The organism is Nocardia sp. NPDC003963 (genome assembly GCF_053605105.1).
Genome location: NZ_JBSGIP010000001.1, coordinates 1,538,502 through 1,557,858, shown reverse-complemented (window position 1 = coordinate 1,557,858; position 19,357 = coordinate 1,538,502). Strand labels below are relative to the sequence as shown.

Annotated in this window: 19 protein-coding genes and 2 pseudogenes; 14 read left to right on the top strand and 7 right to left on the bottom strand. The window is 68.7% G+C overall.

Annotated elements, in window-relative coordinates; translation table 11 throughout:
* Positions 1 to 519: 519 nt before the first annotated feature.
* Positions 520 to 615: pseudogene (locus tag ACWEWT_RS07285) on the top strand (citrate/2-methylcitrate synthase); the annotation flags it as partial.
* Between the two features lie 84 nt (positions 616 to 699).
* Here the strand turns inward: ACWEWT_RS07285 and ACWEWT_RS07280 are convergent.
* Positions 700 to 1,164 (bottom strand): DUF6194 family protein, encoded by a 465-nt coding sequence (locus ACWEWT_RS07280; RefSeq protein ID WP_452557104.1) that lies wholly within the window; start codon positions 1,162 to 1,164, stop codon positions 700 to 702.
* A gap of 27 nt (positions 1,165 to 1,191) precedes the next feature.
* Between ACWEWT_RS07280 and ACWEWT_RS07275 the strand changes: the two genes are divergently transcribed.
* Entirely contained in the window at positions 1,192 to 1,938 is a 747-nt protein-coding gene (locus ACWEWT_RS07275) for a MerR family transcriptional regulator (protein WP_452557102.1), read from the top strand.
* 178 nt (positions 1,939 to 2,116) lie between these two features.
* Here the strand turns inward: ACWEWT_RS07275 and ACWEWT_RS07270 are convergent.
* A pseudogene (locus ACWEWT_RS07270) lies at positions 2,117 to 2,323 on the bottom strand (hemin transporter); the annotation flags it as partial.
* A 712-nt stretch (positions 2,324 to 3,035) separates the two neighbouring features.
* On the opposite strand from ACWEWT_RS07270, the gene ACWEWT_RS07265 reads away from it, so the two are divergent.
* Positions 3,036 to 3,161, top strand: coding sequence for a hypothetical protein (locus ACWEWT_RS07265; protein ID WP_452557100.1), 126 nt, complete (start codon positions 3,036 to 3,038; stop codon positions 3,159 to 3,161).
* Between the two features lie 99 nt (positions 3,162 to 3,260).
* A complete protein-coding gene (locus tag ACWEWT_RS07260; RefSeq protein ID WP_452557098.1) occupies positions 3,261 to 4,004 on the top strand; it encodes a hypothetical protein in 744 nt (247 codons plus the stop codon).
* A gap of 90 nt (positions 4,005 to 4,094) precedes the next feature.
* Here the strand turns inward: ACWEWT_RS07260 and ACWEWT_RS07255 are convergent, their stop codons facing one another.
* Positions 4,095 to 4,967, bottom strand: a complete 873-nt coding sequence (locus tag ACWEWT_RS07255; RefSeq protein WP_452557097.1) for a P1 family peptidase — start codon at positions 4,965 to 4,967, stop codon at positions 4,095 to 4,097.
* 165 nt (positions 4,968 to 5,132) lie between these two features.
* On the opposite strand from ACWEWT_RS07255, the gene ACWEWT_RS07250 reads away from it, so the two are divergent.
* Complete coding sequence (locus tag ACWEWT_RS07250) at positions 5,133 to 5,954, top strand: SDR family oxidoreductase (RefSeq protein WP_452557095.1); 822 nt, start codon at positions 5,133 to 5,135, stop codon at positions 5,952 to 5,954.
* A 107-nt stretch (positions 5,955 to 6,061) separates the two neighbouring features.
* On the opposite strand, the gene ACWEWT_RS07245 is transcribed toward ACWEWT_RS07250, so the two are convergent.
* Positions 6,062 to 6,904: a mycofactocin-coupled SDR family oxidoreductase gene (locus ACWEWT_RS07245; RefSeq protein WP_452557093.1), complete on the bottom strand. Its 843-nt coding sequence runs from the start codon at positions 6,902 to 6,904 to the stop codon at positions 6,062 to 6,064.
* A gap of 272 nt (positions 6,905 to 7,176) precedes the next feature.
* Here ACWEWT_RS07245 and ACWEWT_RS07240 point away from each other — a divergent pair, with 272 nt between their 5' ends.
* Positions 7,177 to 7,800 carry a TetR family transcriptional regulator gene (locus ACWEWT_RS07240; protein WP_452557091.1) on the top strand — a complete coding sequence of 208 codons (624 nt, stop codon included), beginning with the start codon at positions 7,177 to 7,179 and terminating at the stop codon, positions 7,798 to 7,800.
* 182 nt (positions 7,801 to 7,982) lie between these two features.
* Here ACWEWT_RS07240 and ACWEWT_RS07235 read toward each other — a convergent pair whose 3' ends face one another.
* On the bottom strand, positions 7,983 to 9,647 hold the full coding sequence (locus ACWEWT_RS07235) for a class I adenylate-forming enzyme family protein (RefSeq protein WP_452557089.1): 1,665 nt from the start codon (positions 9,645 to 9,647) through the stop codon (positions 7,983 to 7,985).
* 249 nt (positions 9,648 to 9,896) lie between these two features.
* Between ACWEWT_RS07235 and ACWEWT_RS07230 the strand changes: the two genes are divergently transcribed.
* Complete coding sequence (locus tag ACWEWT_RS07230; RefSeq protein ID WP_452557087.1) at positions 9,897 to 10,658, top strand: SDR family NAD(P)-dependent oxidoreductase; 762 nt, start codon at positions 9,897 to 9,899, stop codon at positions 10,656 to 10,658.
* A gap of 16 nt (positions 10,659 to 10,674) precedes the next feature.
* Here ACWEWT_RS07230 and ACWEWT_RS07225 read toward each other — a convergent pair whose 3' ends face one another.
* The gene (locus ACWEWT_RS07225; RefSeq protein ID WP_452557085.1) at positions 10,675 to 11,058 is read right to left on the bottom strand and encodes a beta-sandwich lipoprotein; all 384 of its coding nucleotides are present in this window, start codon (positions 11,056 to 11,058) and stop codon (positions 10,675 to 10,677) included.
* A gap of 504 nt (positions 11,059 to 11,562) precedes the next feature.
* On the opposite strand from ACWEWT_RS07225, the gene ACWEWT_RS07220 reads away from it, so the two are divergent.
* Both ACWEWT_RS07220 and ACWEWT_RS07215 read left to right on the top strand, forming a co-directional pair.
* Positions 11,563 to 12,408, top strand: a complete 846-nt coding sequence (locus ACWEWT_RS07220; protein WP_452557083.1) for an IclR family transcriptional regulator — start codon at positions 11,563 to 11,565, stop codon at positions 12,406 to 12,408.
* Between the two features lie 215 nt (positions 12,409 to 12,623).
* Positions 12,624 to 13,802 (top strand): hydroxylase, encoded by a 1,179-nt coding sequence (locus ACWEWT_RS07215; RefSeq protein WP_452557081.1) that lies wholly within the window; start codon positions 12,624 to 12,626, stop codon positions 13,800 to 13,802.
* 102 nt (positions 13,803 to 13,904) lie between these two features.
* On the opposite strand, the gene ACWEWT_RS07210 is transcribed toward ACWEWT_RS07215, so the two are convergent.
* Entirely contained in the window at positions 13,905 to 14,540 is a 636-nt protein-coding gene (locus tag ACWEWT_RS07210) for a GntR family transcriptional regulator (protein WP_452557079.1), read from the bottom strand.
* 177 nt (positions 14,541 to 14,717) lie between these two features.
* Between ACWEWT_RS07210 and ACWEWT_RS07205 the strand changes: the two genes are divergently transcribed.
* From ACWEWT_RS07205 to ACWEWT_RS07185, 5 genes are read left to right on the top strand one after another with little or no spacing between them, the layout of a single operon-like run.
* On the top strand, positions 14,718 to 15,554 hold the full coding sequence (locus ACWEWT_RS07205; protein WP_452557077.1) for an ABC transporter permease subunit: 837 nt from the start codon (positions 14,718 to 14,720) through the stop codon (positions 15,552 to 15,554).
* Positions 15,551 to 16,306: an ABC transporter ATP-binding protein gene (locus tag ACWEWT_RS07200; protein WP_452557075.1), complete on the top strand. Its 756-nt coding sequence runs from the start codon at positions 15,551 to 15,553 to the stop codon at positions 16,304 to 16,306. The genes ACWEWT_RS07205 and ACWEWT_RS07200 overlap by 4 nt, the downstream gene beginning before the upstream one ends.
* The gene (locus tag ACWEWT_RS07195; RefSeq protein ID WP_452557073.1) at positions 16,303 to 17,373 is read left to right on the top strand and encodes an NrtA/SsuA/CpmA family ABC transporter substrate-binding protein; all 1,071 of its coding nucleotides are present in this window, start codon (positions 16,303 to 16,305) and stop codon (positions 17,371 to 17,373) included. Before ACWEWT_RS07200 ends, ACWEWT_RS07195 begins: the two co-directional genes overlap by 4 nt.
* Before the next feature lie 25 nt (positions 17,374 to 17,398).
* The gene (locus ACWEWT_RS07190; RefSeq protein WP_452557070.1) at positions 17,399 to 18,748 is read left to right on the top strand and encodes an LLM class flavin-dependent oxidoreductase; all 1,350 of its coding nucleotides are present in this window, start codon (positions 17,399 to 17,401) and stop codon (positions 18,746 to 18,748) included.
* Positions 18,745 to 19,218: an OsmC family protein gene (locus ACWEWT_RS07185; protein WP_452557068.1), complete on the top strand. Its 474-nt coding sequence runs from the start codon at positions 18,745 to 18,747 to the stop codon at positions 19,216 to 19,218. Before ACWEWT_RS07190 ends, ACWEWT_RS07185 begins: the two co-directional genes overlap by 4 nt.
* Positions 19,219 to 19,357: the final 139 nt, after the last annotated feature.

Sequence of the window (19,357 nt, the reverse complement as noted above, 5' to 3'; positions counted from 1 at the left end):
GTGGTCGTTCGGCTGCCATCCGCGTCGATATTGGAAGAATACTCAGTAACTTAGTTCCTGTACAGATGTCTAGTTCACCGATTCGGCGTTTCGCGGGCTCGGGGCTGTCTACCGCCGTTGCGGACCTGGATGCCGAGTTGGATAGCCGTCAGCCTGCGTGTATGTGTGGATCGGCGAACGATTGGGGAGCGTTGGACTGCGCTGCGCCGGTGAGCGCGATCTGGTGCTCCGGGGTGCTTTAGGTAAAGAATTGACGATAACTGCAGGTAGCTGACTCAGACGGGCTCGGGTCGAGATGCCGGCGGGGCGGTTCGGCCTTGCCCGAAAGCGTCTGCCACGACCGGCGATGTGGACAGAAATGCGCATGGTCGTGCAGCGACGAGTTGTGCCGTATCGAGTGCGGCCCGCGCTGGACCGGCCCAGTCAGTGGATTCCGGGTCGTGGCACCGTCGAACTCCCGCCCGACGAGGGCTGCTGCGCGGTGGGCGGTGCCCCGGGGCGGGGCCCGCAGCCCGGCGCACCCCGATATTCGTGATGAGCCGGATCACCGGCTGGACGGCCCACATCATCGAACAGGGCGAGTCCGAGGCGCTGATCCGGCCGTTCAGCGAATAGGTCGGCGTAATCCCAGCGGCCGGTCGTGGCCCGACGGAACGGTCACCGCCGCGCTCCGAGGCGCTCAGCGCGGCCCGCGGATCACTACTTCTCCCGCCGCCGGGCGCGCGCACGTGCCCGGTCGTGAGCGATATCCAGCAGTTCCCGGATCGCCGGTGCGGTGCGCGGACCCGGCGCCACGACGGCGAGCCAGCCGAGCTTTCCGTAGACCGGGTGGGCGATGACGGTATCGGTCACGCTCGGGTCAGTACCGGCCGGCTCGGGGTCGCGGGGCGCGCGGCCGATCCGGGTCGTGAACAATTCCGTACCCACGTGGATGTTGACCCGGAAAACGCCGGGCCGGTCGAGCCGGGAGCGTTCGTCGCCGGGATAGTCCTTGGTGACGACGGTGGCGAAGGGCTGGGTAGCCGCCGGGATCTCGCCGTCGGGGGAGTAGTAGAAGAATTTGTCGCCCCAGGCGAGTTCGGGGGTGCCGTCGCCGGGACCGGGCTGCACGATCAGTACGCCGTCGCGGGTGCCGAGGTATTCCATGATCTCGTCGATTTTCATACCTTCGAGCGTTACATTCGAGTGCTTGTGGAGACTTCTGGCGGGATATACGCGGGCAATGCCGTGGAAAGTCGCAACTACGCCGAGTTCCGGACCGTCGATATCGCCCGGTGTACGGGCTATTCGGTACAGCAGGTGCGCAACCTCGAGCGCGACGGCGTGCTCCCTCCCGTACCGCGTACGCGCAGCGGCTACCGGATCTACCGCGAAACCCATCTGTGGTCGGTACGCGCCTACCGCGCACTGGCTGCCGGGACCGGACCGGTGGAGGCCAAACGGATTCTGCGCGAGGCGCGGGAACAAGGCCCGCCCCGGTTGTACCTGTTGCTGAATCGGGCGCACGCCGGATTGGACCGGGAACGCCGGGATCTCGAATTCGCGCGGAAAGCGGCTCGGGTGATCGCCGACGAACCGGTCGGCGATATAAGCCCGGCGGATGCCATGAGTATCTCGGAACTGGCGCGGGCGCTGGGAGTGCGGCCCTCGACCCTTCGGCACTGGGACGCGGAGGGACTGGTCGTACCGCATCGGGCGGAGCAGTCGGCTCGCCGGTACACCCCCGGCGATGTCCGGATCGTGCGGCTGGTGCATCAACTGCGCCTGTCCGGATACGGTATCGAGCCGCTGCGCGAACTGGTCCCCCGGCTCCGGGGTGCCGGGGGATGGGACGAGATCGCGGGGGTCCTGGCCGCGCGCGACGCCGGAATCGATACCCGGTGCGCGGCGCTGTTCGAAGCCGCTGCCGCGCTGCATATGCTGCTGAGCGTGTCGTAGTGCGGCGGGAATACGCGGCTCGCGGCCGGACCCGGCGCGGTTCGTCGCGCCAGTCGGTCGGGCCGAACTGTTCGGCGCGGACGCGGGCGGACCGTACGCCCCGTCCCCGCAGCGCACTGCGCGCGGCCGACAGGAATCCGGTGGGACCGCAGAGGAGGAGATCGGCGTCGTCCGGGAGTTCGGATCCGGTGAGATCGGACTCGATCCGGGCGCTGTCCTCGGTGTGTGCGTGGTAGCGGATCCGCAGGGTGAGCGCGGGGAGCCGGTCGGCTACCGCGAGCAGGCGATCCCGCAGCGGATGAGTGGCGGGCGCGCGGTCGGTGTGGATCAGCAGCACTTCCCGGTGCGGGGCCCGGTCGGCCAGCTGTTCGAGGATGCCGATCATCGGGGTGATGCCGATTCCGGCCGAGACGAGGACCAGTGGGGTCTCCGTCTCCGGATCCACGGTGACATCGCCGAAGGGCAGGGTGATCGTCGAGGTGTCACCTATCGCGATCCGGTCGTACAGCCAGGTCGACACCTCTCCCGCCGGATTCGCGGGGTGCTCGTGCATCCAGCCGGGTGGTTCTGATGAGGTTATTTCTGGATTACATAGTGGATTAAAGATCCAGTCGAAGGCTCTGTAATAGTCAAAATCATCAGTTACTTGTTCGGTCGTATCGGCATCGACCGGGTTGCGTCGTCGCGAACCCGGTGGGTGTGCGCCGGTCCGGTCTCCCGGCCGTGGCCCGCGCGTATCACACCTACGCGCCACCCCGCGGGATCGACCGCTGGGCGATAACCATGACGTATCTCACCAACCCGGTCACACTCCGCGCCGGCTGACCCTGCTCGACCCGGTCGGCCCCGGAGAGGCGAGCCTCGGCGGCAGCCAAGGGATCCGCAGCGTCGCTGCGCGCACACGGCATTACCGAGCGGCGCACAGGGTTTTGCCAGGTTCGCCGGGCAGGGTGGACGTCGAAGCGATACGAGGAGGTTCCCATGATGGTCTACGCGACCGCTGCGGCCGGTTTCGCCGTGCTCGTGCTGATGGTGTTGTCCAGCCATATGGCCGACGCGGCGCCGCGCACCCTGGTGCGGGTGCGGGCGCGCGGCCGGTGAGCGCCGGGCCCGGTGACCGGATACCCGCTACGACTCCGGTGGTGTGTCCGGTGATCGGCCCGGCCCCGGTCGTGCTGCCCGTCGCCGATTTCGCCGATCGGCTACCGGCCCCGGTGATCTGACCGATCACGCGGAGTAGCTCCCCGTGGCCTGCCGACCGGGGAACTTCGCATACACGCGAGTTCGCGGGGTGCGATGATTCCGGGCGGGAGGAGGATCCGATGTCGTCGACAGATCCACGGGAACCGCGGGAACGGACCACGATCGGTGACTGGGTGCTGCGGGGAATCGCGGTGGCGCTGCTGGTTCCGGTGCGGTTGCTCTGGGAAGCGGTGAAGCTGTGCGGCCGGGCGTTCGCCGCGGCGTGCCTCTTCGTACTGGAGAAACTGGTGGAACCGGTGGCCCGGTTCCTCTGGTACTGGCTGGTGCGGCCACTGTGGCTTTTCGTGAAGGATGTGCTGTGGGGCTGGGTGATACAGCATGTGCTGTGGGGCCTGGTGCTGACCCCGCTGGGTGCGCTGCTGATGGACTGGCTGCTGCGGCCCCTGCGCTACGCCGTCGAGCAGTGGCTCTGGCGGCGACTGGTGCGGCCGGTGCTCGTACTGCTGTGGCGGTGGATCCTGCGGCCGGTACTCGGCGCGATCGCGGTGACCGTCCGGTGGTTGTGGCGGTGGTGTGTGGAGTGGCCGCTGCGGTGGTTGTGGCGCTGGGTGCTGCGGCCGTGCGGGTCGCTGCTCGCCGCGCTGTTCTCCTACGGCTGGCGCGGCGCGACCGCGGTGGTCCGGGTGCTGGTCGTGGTGCCGTGTGTCTTCGTCTACCGCACCGTGCTGCGACCGGTTCTGCGCGCGCTCGCAACGTGCTGGGACTTCGTCGCCGTACGCCCGCTGCGATTCGTACACCGGCGGATACTGGCCCCGATGAACCGCATCGCGGCCGATCTGCTGAATACAGTGTTCGGCCGCTGAACCCGCACCGGTGACCGCCGCCGTGTCCGCGCCCCGGCCGCATCGACCGCTGAGACCCGATCTGCGCCGACGTCGCTCGGGGTAGCCGGTTCAGTCCGGCAGGCCGGCGACGGACCGGATCGCCTCGGCCACGGCGGCCAGTGCCATCAGCCGGACGGTATCGATATGGGCGTCGACACGGCCGGTGGCGGCGGCGATGAAACCGTCCCCGTCGAAGCGGGTGTGCGGTGGCGTGAGCGCCCGGGAGAGACCGTCGTGGGCGCCCTGGGCGACGATGCGGCAGCCCACTTTGTCCAGCCGGGCGTTGGTGAGGATCGCGCCGATGGTGGTGTGGTCGCGCGTGCGTGCGAAATCGAACCCGCCGTCCAGCCGGGCGACCGCGTCCAGTGAGATATCCGCCGTCCCGAGGTCGATATCGCCGAAGGCGTTGACCGCGCACAGCGCGCCGACCACCAGATCGCCCAGTCGCCGCTCGGCGTATCCGAGACCGCCGGGCCGGCGCGATTGCGGTCCGCGCCACTGGGAGGTGTAGGCGCCGGTGCCCGCCCCGACGCGGCCTACGAGAACCTGCTCGCCGGCCGCCGCCCGGGCCGCGAGGTACCCGGATTCGGCGGTGGGCCGCGCGCCGGGGTCACCCGCGCCCAGGTCGAACAGTGCCAGGGTGGGGACGATGGGGACCCGCCCGGCCGGGGTCGGGACACCGCGCCCCTGTTCCTCGAGGAAGCGCAGCACACCGTCGGCGGCGGCGAGGCCGAAGGCCGACCCTCCGGTCAGGACGACGGCATCGATGGAGACGACCGCCTTGTCCGGCGCCAGCGCGTCGAGTTCGCGACTGGCGGGCGCGCCGCCCCGCACTTCGCAGGACGCGACGGTATCCGCCGGGAGCAGGAGCACGGTGGATCCGGTCTGTCCCACCCTGTCCGTCCAGTGGCCGACCCGTACTCCGGGAATTCCGATACCCACCGATCAGCCTCCGCTCGTCCTGGTTCCTGGAATCAGCTGTGGACGCACCGATCATCGCACCGATCGCGGGAAGTCGCGGGATCTGTCGCGGTGGCCGGGTGCGGCACGGGGACACCGGTGAAATCCGCTTGCCCCGGGTGCCGGTGCGCGGTCCAATGGCCGGTGATGCAACCCGAAAGAGAACTCACCGGACGTGTGGCCGTGGTGACCGGGGTGGGTCGCCGTGCCGGTATCGGATATGCGATCGCCCGCCGGCTGGCTGATCGGGGCGCTGCCCTGTACCTGACCCACTGGCGACCGCACGACGCGGAACAGCCCTGGGGTGCCGATGATTTCGACGTGCTGCGGCCCGGACTGTCCGCCGCGCCCCGGGTAGTGGACCACAGTGTGGATTTCGCCGACCCCGCCGCGCCCACCGAAGTCGTGTCCGCGGCGACCGCCGCGTTCGGGCATATCGACATCCTGATCGCCAACCATGCCCGTAGCGGCGGTGACGGGTCACTGTCCGATATCGACGCCGCGACACTCGACGCGCACTGGGCGGTCGACGCTCGTTCGGTACTGCTGCTCACCCAGGCCTTCGCGACGCAGTTCCGTCCCGAGCGCGGCGCGGTCGCCGATCGCGGCCGGGTGATCTGGATGACCTCGGGACAGCATCTGGCACCGATGCGCTCCGAGATCGCCTACGGTTCGGCGAAATCGGTGCTGGCGGGGATGACGGCCACGGTCGCCGACGAATTGATCGACCGCGGAATCGTGCTCAACACGGTCAATCCGGGCCCGGTCGACACCGGTTTCCTCACCCCGGGCACTACCGGTCTGCCGCCGGATCTCGTCGCCGAGGTCCACTCCGCGTTCCCCCGGGGCCGCGCGGGCCGGCCCGACGACCCCGCCCGGCTGATCGAATGGCTGGTATCCGACGCGGGCCGCTGGGTGGTCGGGCAGGTGCTCGATTCCGAGGGCGGATTCCGCCGGTCCCGCTTCTGAGCCGGAGTTCCGTTGCCGGGCCGGGGTGCCGGGCCGAGCTCCGCGGACCCGGCGGCCGGTCCGGCTCTACCGAACCGGCCGGCGCCGGGCGCTTCCCGCAACTCCGCTCAGGCGTTGTTCTTCGCGCCGGCGCCCGCGTCGACCGGGAACACCATCCCGGTCAGGTGGGCGCTCGCCTCGGCGGCCAGGAAGAGGACGACACGGGACACTTCCGCCGGGTCCAGGGCCGCCACGGGCTGGAGATGGGTCAGCCCGGCGAGGATCGGCGCCACATCCTCCCAGGTGGGATCGGTCAGATCGGGCCGGAACCGGCGATACATGGACTCGTTCTGCACCATCGGTGTGGCGATATTGCCCGGGGCGACCGAATTCACCGTGATGTTGTGTGCGGCGAGCTCCATCGCCAGCGATTTGGTCATCCCGATGACACCCCACTTCGATGCCACGTAGGCGGCCATCGCCGGGCTCGCGCCGCGACCCATCATCGACGAAGTGGTGATGATGCGGCCGTACTTCCGGGAGATCATGCCCGGGGTGACGGCGGCCAGGGTGTTGAACACCCCGGTGAGATTGCTGCCGATCACCTCGTGCCAGAGCTCGGAAGTGTGTTCACCGATCGGGGCCACCCCGGTCACGCCGGCGTTCGCGACCGCGATATCGACCGACCCGAGTTCGTCCTCGGCCCGCCGCACGAGCTCGTCCATCGCGGCTCGATCGGAAGTATCGGCCCGCACACTCACACAACGCCGTCCGAACGCGGCGACCAGTTCCGCGGTACGGTCGAGTTCGGCACGCGTGCCGAGCGGATAATCCAGGGCCGCATTGTCTTCGCAGCGATCGCAGATGACGATATCGGCGCCGCGTTCGGCGAACGCGAGTGCGTGCGCGCGCCCCTGACCGCGCGCGGCACCGGTCACCAGCGCGACCCGGCCCTGGAATTCCTGCGACATCGTTGTCCTCCTCGGGTGCGCGACCCGCGCACGACAGTGGGATCGGCCGCGAACTTCGCGCGGACCGCGTCGCTCACCGTAGGTGCGCGTGGACGGTGTCGTGGTCCGCGCTCTCACTGGCCGAGACCGCGACGTCCGGGTGCCGGCGCCGGATCGGTAGCGTCGACTCCACCGGCGGGCAGTCCCACCCGACGTAGAGTTCTGCCGTCCGTTGCGGACGGCCGGCACCGTCGAGACGGTCGCCGATGGCGGTGGGACGAGAAAGGGGAGATATGCCGAGGATCGCCGAAACGCGCGATGCCGCGGCACCGAGTTCCACCGAGCAGCATGCCCGGGTGGTCCGAATACTCGCCGCCGCCGCCACGCTGGCCACCGACAAAGAGCTCGAACGGGTCCAGATGCACGAGGTGGCGAAACTCGCGGGTGTCGCGGTCGCCACCCTGTACCGCTACTTCCCGTCCAAAACCCATCTCTTCGTGGCGGTGATGCTCGACCAGATCGATCGGATGAGTGCGAAGTACGCCCGGCGCGCGCATCCGGAACAGAGCGCGAAGGACGCGGTCCACGACACGCTGCTCCTGGTGGTGCGCGGCCTGCTGCGCCGGCCGCTACTGGCGACGGCGATGATCCAGTCCAACAGCACCGCCAAGGCCTCCGCTGTTCCGGATACCGCGGGGGTGGACCGTAATTTCCGGCACCTGCTCTACGACGCCGCCGGTATCGAGCAGGTCACCGAGCGGGATGCCCGGTTGCTGCGAGTGCTCATCCACTCGGTATTCGGCATCATCCAGTCCTGCCTCAACGGGCGCATCACCATCGCGGACGCCGAAGCGGATCTGCGGGTGTCCTGCGATCTGCTGCTCGCGGAGTGGCCGGAATCCTTCGCGTCGGTATGATCCGGAAACGGCCGCCGTCGGCTCCGTCAGGGTGTCCGCCGCGTGGTGATCGCAGATCAGGCCGCGGTGCGGATTGCGCGGCCCGCCGCGGTGTGGGTTGCGCGGCCCGCCGCGGTGTGGGTTGCGCGGCCCGCCGCGGTGCCGGACGTGTGATGCCCGCCGCGGCGAGCCGCTGTCCTGGGTCAGGCGGTGAGACCGCGCCGGATCACCTTGCCGGTCGCGTTGCGAGGTAAGGGTTCGGCGGTGATCCGCCAGCGGGTCGGGACTTTGAAATACGACAACCGCTCCGCCGCGTACTCGCGCAGTTGCTCCGCGTCGACGACCGCGCCGGGCCGCGCGACGACGATCGCCGCCACCTCCTGCCCGAGATCCTGATGTGCGACGCCGACGACCGCGCACTCCGCCACGTCGGGATGTTCGTCGAGGCACTGTTCGATCTCGGTGGGGTAGACGTTCTCACCACCGCGCAGGATCAGGTCCGAGCGGCGGCCGGTCAGCCGCAGCCGGCCGTCTTCGAGGATGCCGAAATCGCCGGTGCGCAACCAGCGATCGGGTGTTATCGAGGCGGCGGTCGCCGCCTCGTCCGCCCAGTACCCGAGCATGACGAACGGGCTCCGCACACACACTTCACCCTCGGTGCCGTCCGGTACCCGCTCGCCGAACGGGTCGCGGATCTCCACGGCCACGGTCAGAATCGGGCGGCCGAGGGTCCCGGGACAGTGCTCCAGATCGGCTGTCGTGGCGACGGCGATCGCGGTACTGCATTCGGTGAGACCGTAGCTGTCGACCAGTGCGTTACGGGCGAACGGGAACCGTTCCCGCAGCCGGTCCTTGAGCGCGATCGACGACGGAGCCGACGCGAGGGCGAACCCGGTCAGCGACGAGAGGTCGTAGCTGTCGATATTGCCGTGTTCGAGCAGCCGCGACGCCATGGTCGGGACCGCGCCCCAGTTCGTGACCCGCTCCCGTTCGATCAGCCCCAGCACCTTGTCCGCGGCGAACCCGCCCTGGTACATCACCACTGCGCTCCCGGTCGCGAGCCGCGGCACGATCAGGTTGTGCAGGCTGGCTATATGGAACAGCGGCGAGGTCAGCAGATAGCGCAGAGGACTCGGCTCGGTATCGCGATAGTCGCGCCCGGTGAATTCGGCCGCCAGCGCATCGGAGAAGCGATGGTAGTCGACGACGGCCAGGAGGTTGCGCTGCGAATGCAGGGCGCCCTTGGGTCGGCCGCTGGTTCCGCTGGTGTAGAGAATGACCGCCGGATCGTCCTCGTCGACTTCGGCACGGGGCAGTTCGGCGCCCGAGTAGGCCGCTGTGAGCCGCGGCAGATCCTCTTCGACAGTGAGAACCGTGATCCCCGCCGTATCGATATCGGTCAGCAGGGCAGCGCGTTTGGTATCGACGATCAGTACCGCCGGTCGGCAGTGTCCGAGCCCGTATTCGATCTCCCGGGGCATCCACCAGCTGTTGAGCCCGACGCAGACGGCGCCGAGGCACTGGCTCGCCCAGAACGCCACCACCCATTCGGGGCTGTTGGCCGCCAGCACGGCGACCCGGTCGCCCCGGCCGACCCCGTACTCGTCGCGCAACGCGGTCGCGAGAGCGGCGACAATGTCCGCATGCTCCGCGTAGGAGATGCGGCGGTCGGCGGTCACCAGATAGTCGCGGTCCTGCCAGGCCCGCGAGGCTGCCACCAGATCGCGCAGTGTCCGGCCGCGATTGCGCATCACGGGCAGGGTGACACCGAGGACCTCTTCCGGGACTATCTCGAAACGGCCGCCCGGGCCGGTCAGTCGGGTGATGACTTCGTTCAGCCGCTGTGCTGCGTCTGCCGGTGTCGTCATGGTGGCGCCTCTCTCGTTCACGGTGCCCAGCGGCTGGCAATCTCTCACGGCGAGCGGCCGAGCCCGGCCGCCGTTGCCACTGAGCGGGACCGGACCCACAACGGCTCCGGCTGCCCCGGCTAGCGTTCGGACGCCGCGGGTGGCGGAGCCCCACCGGATGGTCGGCCGGGGTAGGTGCCGGCGGTCGGCGACCGTGGTGCCACCTCGCCCGCGGCACCACGACACATCGAGAGCGGGAGAAGATCGGCAATGGGTGCACTGGACGGCAAGGTCGCCATCATCACCGGGGGCGGACAGGGAGTGGGGCAGGGTATCGCCTACGCACTCGCCGCGGCGGGCGCGTCGATCGCGGTGGTGGGCCGGACCGAGGCAAAACTGCGCGCGACCGCCGAACACATCCGCGCGGCGGGTGGCCGGGCCGAGCCGGTGGTGTGCGATATCGGCGATACCGACGCGCTGGAACCCATGGTCGAGCAGGTCGCCGAATCGTTCGGCGGTATCGACATCCTGATCAACAACGCCAACCAGAGTGCGCTCGGGCCGCTGCTCGATATCACGCCGGAACTCATGGACAAGGCGCTGACCACCGGTCCTGTCGCCACACTGCGCCTGATGCAGGCGTGTCATCCGTATATGAAGGCCCGCGGCGGCGGTGCGATCGTCACCATGGTCACCTCGGCGGCGGTGCGCTGGGATACCGGTGGGTACGGGTTGTACGCGGCCACGAAGGAAGCGATGCGCTCGCTGACCCGGACCGCGGCCAGCGAATGGGGCCGGGACGGTATCCGGGTGAACGCGGTCGCCCCGCACGCCCTCTCACCCGGGCTGAAATGGTGGACCGAACACAATCCCGAGGAGGCCGCGGAGTTCGTCGCCACGATCCCGCTGGGGCGAATCGGCGACTGCGAGAGCGATATCGGTCGCGCGGTCGCTTTCCTGGTGGGTCCGGATGCCGGCTATCTGACCGGCGCCACCGTTCCGCTCGACGGGGGCCAGGCACGCTGGTCCTGACCGGCACCGGCCCGGTTCAGGGGCGGTCGACGTCGGGAACGATGGTCTCGGGCTTGAAGATCACCTTGTAGTGGTACCGGCTCACGCCGGCGCCTTCGAGCTGTTCGACGAAGTAGCTCACGTTGTCCGAGAGCCCGAGGAAGTGTTTCTTGTATTCGTCGTCACCGGTTTTGCAGGTGACCTCGAGCTGGTTGTTCGCATCCTTGATCGAACACAGGCCCTCGATGGACAGCAGATACTTGTCGGTGATCCCGTTGAAGAACACCACGCGACGGTTGATCTTGAACTGGTCCGATTCCTTGGACAGGTTCTCCGAGACCACGTCCGCGTCGCTCGAGCATCCGGTCAGTGCGATGACGCCCGCGGACAGTGCCGCGGCGGCGGCGATGAGCTTCTTCATTCCGCACCTCTACCTCGGTGGTGGCGAATCCCGTTGCGCCGGCCACGGGATGACCCATGATATCCGCGGACGAGCCGCCGCCGGGCCCGGTCACCTCACGGCTGAGAAACTCCACCGCCGACTCGGGGCCGAGGCTCCACCGGCTCTTCTCTCGGATATGTACGACCGCAGGGCCGGCCCCGCTGCCCCCGCCGCTGATCACGGCCGGGCACCCGGTGCCGGCATCGACTCCGGGCCCCGCCGGCCCGGGAGCCGATCCCGGTGAGCGCGGTCTGGGCATTCGGCGGCGGTTCGGGGTCCGGCTGATGTCGGGTCGCCGACTGTCACGTCCGGGTTCCGTTCCCTCGCTGATTCCCGCGGGCGCCGAAGCCCTCGGGCCACCGCCGGACCGTCCACCTTCACCGATTCCGCTCCGCCGCTGTCGGCGAGTGTTACTGTGAGGCGAGAGTCAATTTCAGTTTTTGCCTATGAGAGGGCTTCTGAACAGCTCATTTGGAGATATCGATGACCATCATTGATTCGCTGACCGATACCGGCGAGCAGGACGGCAAGCCGGATCTGCCGCCGTCCATGGTCGAGCGGATGACCCGGATCCTGGACGCGTTCGACAGTCGCGCGACGCGGTTGTCCCTCGAGGAGGTCGCGCGCCGCGCGCAGCTGCCCCGCTCCACCGTCTATCGCATCCTGCACCAGCTGACCGAGTCGAGCTGGATCGAGCACACCGCTTTCGGCTATGCGCTCGGCCGCCGCGCGCTCGGCCTCGGCGGTAGCGACGGAAACGACCGGATCCGGGCTGCGGCGGCACCGCTGCTGCACGAACTGCACCTGCGGACCGGCATGGTGGTGCACCTGACCGTGCTCGACGGTGGCGAGAGCCGGTATCTCGACAAAGTGGGTGGGCGGTTCGCCACCCGGCTGCCGTCCCGGGTGGGCGGCTGCGCCCCGGCCTACTCCACGGCCGGCGGCAAGGCGATTCTGGCGGGCCTGGAGCCGGAGGCGGTGGATCGTCTCTACCGGACCGCTCTGGTCCGCCGTACCGGGAAGACCATCGCCGAACGTGCGACCCTGCACCACGAGCTCAGCCGGATCCGGTTACGCGGCGGACTCGCTTTCGACGACAGTGAATCCGTGCTCGGGGTGGCCTGCGTCGGTGCGGCGGTACGTGGGCACAGCGGCCCGGTCGCCGCCGTATCGCTGTGCGGCGAGGCCCGTTCCGTACGGTTCGACCATATCGCGCCGCTGGTGGCGAACATATCCCGCGAGGTATCGCGCACGCTGTTTCCCGGATCGCCGGATCCGCAGTCCGGCGGCGCGGAAACCCGACGACTCCAAGCGGCCGGGACCCGCTGAGCGAACAGGTGCGCGCCGCCCGGACCCCCAGTGCGACGGGTCTCCGGAGAATCCGGTCTCACTGATCGGAAGATGCTGTGTGCGAGCGGCGATCCGCCTGGCAGCCTCGGCGATACGACCGGGGTGCCCGCCGCCCGAGGAGACGTGGCGACGCCGCGATCCCGTGGCGTCGCGCGCCACGTGCCCCGCGAGAGACCGAGCAGGAAGTTGTAGCCATGGGTCAGGTTCTGGACCGGATCGAGCAGCACGCGGAAGAGATCCGTGCCGAAGGGGTGGTGGGCGACCAGCTCATGCGCCTGTCCGATACCTCGGCCGGGCGCCTGCGGGAATCCGGTGCGATACGGATGCTGCAGCCGAAGGAACACGGCGGGCTCGAATGCCATCCACGCGAGTTCGCGGAGACCACGATGGCCGTCGCCGCGATGGACGGAGCGGCGGGCTGGGTCACCGGGATCGTCGGTGTCCACCCGTGGGAGCTCGCCTTCGCCGATCCCCGCGTGCAGCAGGAGATCTGGGGCGCCGACCAGGACACCTGGGTCGCCTCGCCGTACGCCCCGATGGGGGTGGCGACTCCCGTCGACGGCGGTTACCTGCTCAACGGGCGCTGGTCGTTCTCCTCGGGCACCGACCATTGCCAATGGGCTTTCCTCGGCGCGCTGGTCGGCGATGCCGACGGGAAACCCGTGATGCCGCCGAACTCCCTGCACGTGATCCTGCCCCGGGCGGACTACGCGATCGTCGCCGACTCCTGGGATGTGATCGGACTGCGCGGCACCGGTTCCAAGGACCTGATCGTCGCGAACGCGTTCGTCCCCGAGTACCGGACGCTGTCGGCGGCGGAGGTGATGGACGGTACCGCCGTGCAGCGGGCGGGCCGCACCGAAACTCTCTATCGGATGCCGTTCTCCTGTATGTTCCCCCTCGGTATCACCTCCGCGGTGATCGGTATCGCCGAGGGCGCGCTGGCCTGCCATATCGCGGCGCAGCGGGAGCGGGTCGCGGTGACCGGGATCCCCATCAAGGACGATCCGTACGTTCTCTTCTCCATCGGCGAGGCGGCCGCCGAGATCGCCGCGTCGCGGGCCGCGCTGCTGGAGAACGTGGATCGCTTCTGGGACAGCACGGAAAAGGGGCGGGAGGCGAGTTTCGAGGAACGCGCGATCGGCCGTCGCACCCAGACCGCCGCGGCCTGGCGGGCGGTACGCGCGGTCGACGAGATCTTCGCCAGGGCCGGCGGCGGCGCGCTGCACTACCGCTCGCCCATGCAGCGTTTCTTCCGTGACGCGCATGCCGGGCTGGCACATGCGATCCACGTTCCCGGATCGATTTTCCATGCCTCGGCGCTGACGCAGCTGGGCGGTGAACCGCAGGGCATCCACCGCTCGATGATCTGAACGGCCCGGTCCCGCACCGGAGCTTCCGATGAGAAACCCGGCACCCTCGCCCCTGTCCGGTCCGGGCGCCGGTGATGTCGTTGTCGTACCTGTGTATCCCCGCTATCGGCGGTGGGTCATCTCGGCCAGCCGCAGGTCGCGGGTGCGGGACTGGTGGGTCTCCATGGTCTTCGCGGCGCGTTCGGGATCGCGGTCGCGGATCGCCTCGAAGATCTGCGTATGCTCCTCCTCGATGAGATCGAGGTTGTCCCGGGTGCGCGATACCGCGCCGTCGTAGACCCGCAGCCGGGCGTCGAGGAGGGCCATCAGTTCGAGGGCGGTGGTGTTGTGTGCGGCATGCCGTAGCGCGACATGCCATTCCGCGTGCCGGTCGAGCCGCTCCTGACCGCTGAGCCCTCGGGCGGATTCCAGCAGGTGCGCCAGTTTGGCGAGATCGAAATCGGTGCGGCGCGCGGCCGCGCTGCGAGCGACCGTGGCCTCCAGGGCTATTCGTGCCTCGCAGATATCGAGGATCTCCTCGGGCGTGCGCACCCGGACGACGAAACCGCGTGATTCCTTCGCCATGAGGCCCTCGACTTCCAGTCGCATCAGGGCTTCGCGGGCGGGCGTACGGGATACGCCCAGGTCGGCTCCGACGTTCGCGGGGACCAGCAGCGTGCCGGGTGGATAGGTGCCGCCCACGATGCGGGCACGCAGCTGTCGATACGGCGAATCCGGTGAATCGCGGGATTCGGGCATAGGGGTTTCTCCTCGGAGCGGGAAGGCGATCGTTCACCGATACCACAGTCGCTCCGCGAAGAACAGAGTTCTGAACGCAACTGTATACAACTGGCGACACTTGCGTACGTCGGCTCTACCGTGCCTGGAGAAGCACGACAGGAGGGTCATGTATCCGCAAGTGAACGAGGACCACCGATGACCGGATCGGTGGTGGCGCCGGCCCCGGCGCGAGCGCGCCGATGGACACCGAGCGGGAAGTCCGGCGGGTATCCGCGGGCACTGCTGCCCTGGGTGGTGCCGGTGCTGATCGTCGCGGCCTGGCAATGGAGCTCGACCGCCGGGATCATCGCACCGGCGATCCTGCCCGCGCCGTCGGTCGTCCTCGATACCGCGAGCACACTGTGGCGCAGCGGTGAACTCCCGGACCACATCCTGGTCAGCCTGCGCCGGGTGGCGATCGGGTTCGGAATCGGCGCGGCGATCGGCCTGGCCTTCGGTTTCGCGGTGGGTCTGTCCCGGCTCGCGGAAGGGGTGTTCGACCGCAGCCTGCAGATGATGCGGGCGCTGCCGCATCTGGCGCTGGTGCCCCTGCTGATCGCCGCGTTCGGGATCGGCGAGACACCGCGCATCGTGCTGGTCACCCTCGGGGTGATCTTCCCGGTCTACCTCAACACCGTCAGCGGTATCCGGACCGTCGACGAGAAACTGATCCAGTTGGGCAGCTCCTACGGGCTCACCCGCTGGGGGTTGATCCGCCACATCGTCGTGCCGGGCGCGATGCCGATGATCCTCACCGGTATCCGGTACGCGCTGGGCGTGGCGTGGCTCACCCTCGTCGTCGCCGAGACCATCGCGACCCGCGAGGGTATCGGCTACCTGGCGCAGAACGGCCGCGAGATGTTGCGCACCGACCGGATCGTGCTGGCCATCGTGCTCTACGCCCTCGCCGGGCTGCTCGCCGATCAGATCACCCGGCTCATCGAACGCCGGGCCCTGCGCTGGAACCCGACGATGCGGAAGGTGCGATCGTGAGCGCACGAACGAAGAGTCCGGTCGGTCTCACGCTGCGTGATGTGGGCATCCGATATCGCGACACCTGGGTGCTGCGCCATCTGGACCTGACGGTGGAAGCGGGACAGTTCGTCGCGATCGTCGGACCGAGCGGCGTCGGCAAATCCAGTCTGCTCCGGCTCCTCGCGCAGCTCGAAAAGCCCACCGAAGGAACCGTCGCCACGGTCGGCGCGGCCACCTGTTCGGCCCGGATGATGTTCCAGGAGGACCGGCTGCTGCCCTGGAAGCCGGTGCTCGGCAATGTCACGCTGGGGACCCGGCGCCGGGAGGACGCCGCGCGCGATCTGCTCGCGCAGGTGGGCCTAGCGGGGCGCGAAAAAGACTGGCCCGCCGAACTCTCCGGCGGGCAGCGGCAGCGGGTCGCCCTGGCCCGGGCACTGCTGCACCACCCGGACATCCTGCTGCTGGACGAGCCGTTCGGCGCCCTGGACGCCATCACCCGGGTGAATATGCACGAACTCGTCGAATCGCTGCTGGCGCGGGAACCCCGGACCGTGGTGCTGGTCACCCACGATGTCGAAGAAGCGCTGATGCTGGCGGACCGGGTGCTGCTGCTGACCCCGGAGGGCATCACCACCGATCTCGCCGTCGCGCAGCCGCGGCCGCGCAGCCGCGGCGATGCCGAACTCGCCGATCTCGAACAGCGTTTGCTGGACGATCTACTCGCCGCCGACCGACAGGCGCGGCAATCCCGGAAAGGCACCACAGTATGAGCAGGCCGTTATCGCTGAACAGGCGGGGATTCCTGAAGGCCGGCGGCCTCGGCGCGCTGGGCGTGGCCGGTGCCGCGGCACTTTCGGCCTGCGGGCCCGGGACCTCGGGCCCGGCGGCGCTCACCGAGATCCGTTACGCCCTGATCGGTGACGGTAAGGCCGAACCGGGCACGATCCTGTCACATCGGCTCGGCGGTTTCGATATGAGTGCCGAGCTGGGGATGCCGGTGTCGTTCCCCACCGGGTTCGCCGCCTCACTGCCGGTGATGGAGGCGATCAAGGCGGGCAGTATCGAATTCTCGTTCGCCACCGCGACCGCGATCATCTACGCGATCGGTGGCGGCGTACCCGTGGTGCCGCTGGTCGCCTATCCGCTGCCCGCGAACGAGGTCGACATCCTGGTGCCGAAGGGTTCCGATATCGAGTCCGCGGCCGATCTCGCCGGCCGCAGGATCGCCGACCATCAGGGCACCACCGGGACCTACAGTCTCGTCGAATATCTGGAGACCGCCGGTCTGACGATCGACGATATCGAGTACGTCAACCTCACCGCCGCGGACGCGGAAGCCGCCTTCGCGCAACGGCATGTGGACGCCTGGATCAACTGGCAGCCCACCATCGAACTGGCCCGCCGCAAACACGACGCGGACGTGCTGCCCGGTGTGCGTACCTACGATTACGCCTTCTTCGTGGCCTCCGAACAGTTCGCGTTCGAGCGTCCGCGCGAGGTGGCGACCGTGGTGCGCAATGTGCGCGACGCGCAGCGCTGGATCGAGGCGAATCCCGAAACCGCTGTCGCGGAATTCGCGGCACTGGGCGGATTCGGTGATTCCACCCTGGAGAAAGACGTCTACTACGACCTGGTCCGGCAGAAGCGGCTGTCCTATTCCGGTGCCGGCGATTTCGGCGTCGTCGATCAGGCGGCGATCGACAGCACCCAGGACCTGGCGGACAACTTCCACGAGCTGGGCGTGTACCCGGAGGCCGTCGATGTGCGTGGCTGGTTCGCCGACACCCGGTTCGCGCCGGTCGCCGACGCCGTCCGCGCCGAACTGTCCACGCAGTGATCGATAGATATCGGGAGACCATTCGATGAACAAGAAAATGCGCCTCGCCGCATTCGTCACCGCGGGCCCGGGCCGGCCGGGCGGCTGGCGTTATCCGGGATCGATACCCGGCTGGCTGGACGCGTCCTACTATCACAACATCGCGCGGACCCTGGAGGACGGCCGGTTCGATCTGGCGTTCTTCCCCGATATCCTCTCGGTCCCGGATCGGTTCGGTGGCAGCACCGATTCCCAGCTGCGCTACGGCGCGTTGGGTTCGTTACGGGTGGACCCGCTGCCGGTGATGGCGTCGATGGCCGCGGTGACCCGGCATCTCGGTATCGCGGCCACGGTATCGACCAGCTACGCCCAGCCCTTCAGTGTCGCGCGGACTTTCGCCAGCCTCGATCATCTCACCGCGGGCCGTTCCGCCTGGAATATCGTGACCTCGTTCCAGGAATCCGAGGCCCGCAACTTCGATCTCGACGCGCAGTTCGACCGCTCCACCCGCTACGAACGCGCCGATGAATTCCTCCAGGTGGCAGCCGAACTCTGGGACAGCTGGGAGGACGACGCGCTGGTCCTGGACGCGCGGGCACCGCTGTTCGCCGACCCGGACCGGGTGCACCGGATCGATCACCAGGGCAAATATTTCGCCGTGCGGGGCCCGCTCAATGTGCCGCGGCCGCCGCAGGGCTACCCCGTGCTCATCCAGGCGGGCGCTTCCTCCAAGGGGAAGGATTTCGCCGCGCACTGGTCCGATGTGATCTTCTGCAGCCACGCCTCCAAAGAGTCCGCGCAGTCCTTCTACACCGAGATCAAAGAGCGGGCGGCGACTTTCGGACGTGATCCCGAGAGCATCAAGATCCTGCCGTCCATCACGCCGATCGTCGCGCCGACCGCTGCGCGGGCGAAGGAACTGGCCGAGGAGATCTTCGAACTGGTCCCGCCGCTGGGCGGTCTGTCGACCCTGGCCTACCACCTCGATATCGACCTCTCCACCTTCCCGCTGGACGAACGCCTGCCCGAAGTGGAGGTTCCGGGTGTGGAAGGCCACTACCACGAGGTCCGGGAGATCACCGAGCGCGACGGCCTGACACTGCGCCAGCTGGGCAAACAGTACGGCGGCCGGACCGAAGGAGATTTCATCGGCACCGCCGGCGAGGTCGCCGACGGACTACAGGAGTGGTTCGAGGCCGGTGCCGCCGACGGTTTCACTCTGCAGGTGCCGCATCAGCCCGGCGGGTTCGAGATCTTCACCCGACAGGTGGTGCCGGAGCTGCAGAAGCGCGGGCTCTTCCGGACCGAGTACGAGGGTGCGACACTGCGCGAGAACCTCGGCCTCGACCGGCCGGCCCGTGGTGACTGGGTCGCCCGTGCGGGTGGTGCCCGGTGAACGACCCGGTGCGGGGCGCGGTGGTGGTGGCGGCCGAGATCGCCACGCCGGGACGGTTCATCGTCTCGGCGCGGGCGAACCATCTGGTCAGTGATTCCCGGCTGACCGGAGGCGAGGCGATCCACGCCGGTGAACTCCTGCTCGCGGCCCTGGCCTCGTGCGCCCTCGCCAATATCGAGAACCACGCTGCCGAACTGGGTCTTTCCGCGGTGCGGGTCGCGGCCACGGCCTCCCACACCCGCAACGAGGACGCGCCGACCTACTACCGTCACACGCTGCTGGAGATCGGCATCGATGGGGTCGGTGAAGCGGACGGCCGGGCGCTGGTGGACAACTTCGTGGCCACCTGCCCCATCTACAACACCATCCTCCGCGGCAGCGGGATCGAGATCGTCCTCAACGGCAGTATCCGTCCCGGGGCCGCCGTCCCGGAGAACGGGAACGAGCGGGGTGACCATGGGCGGCAGTGAGGACCGGTGTACCGGGTCGGCGGACGACCACTATTGCCGGGGCGCGGTGCTGCGTACGCGACGCTACGCGCTGGAGTCGGCGCATTTCCGCCGACACGATCCCGCCCGGGACCGGCCGGGATCGTGCCGGCCCCGGCTG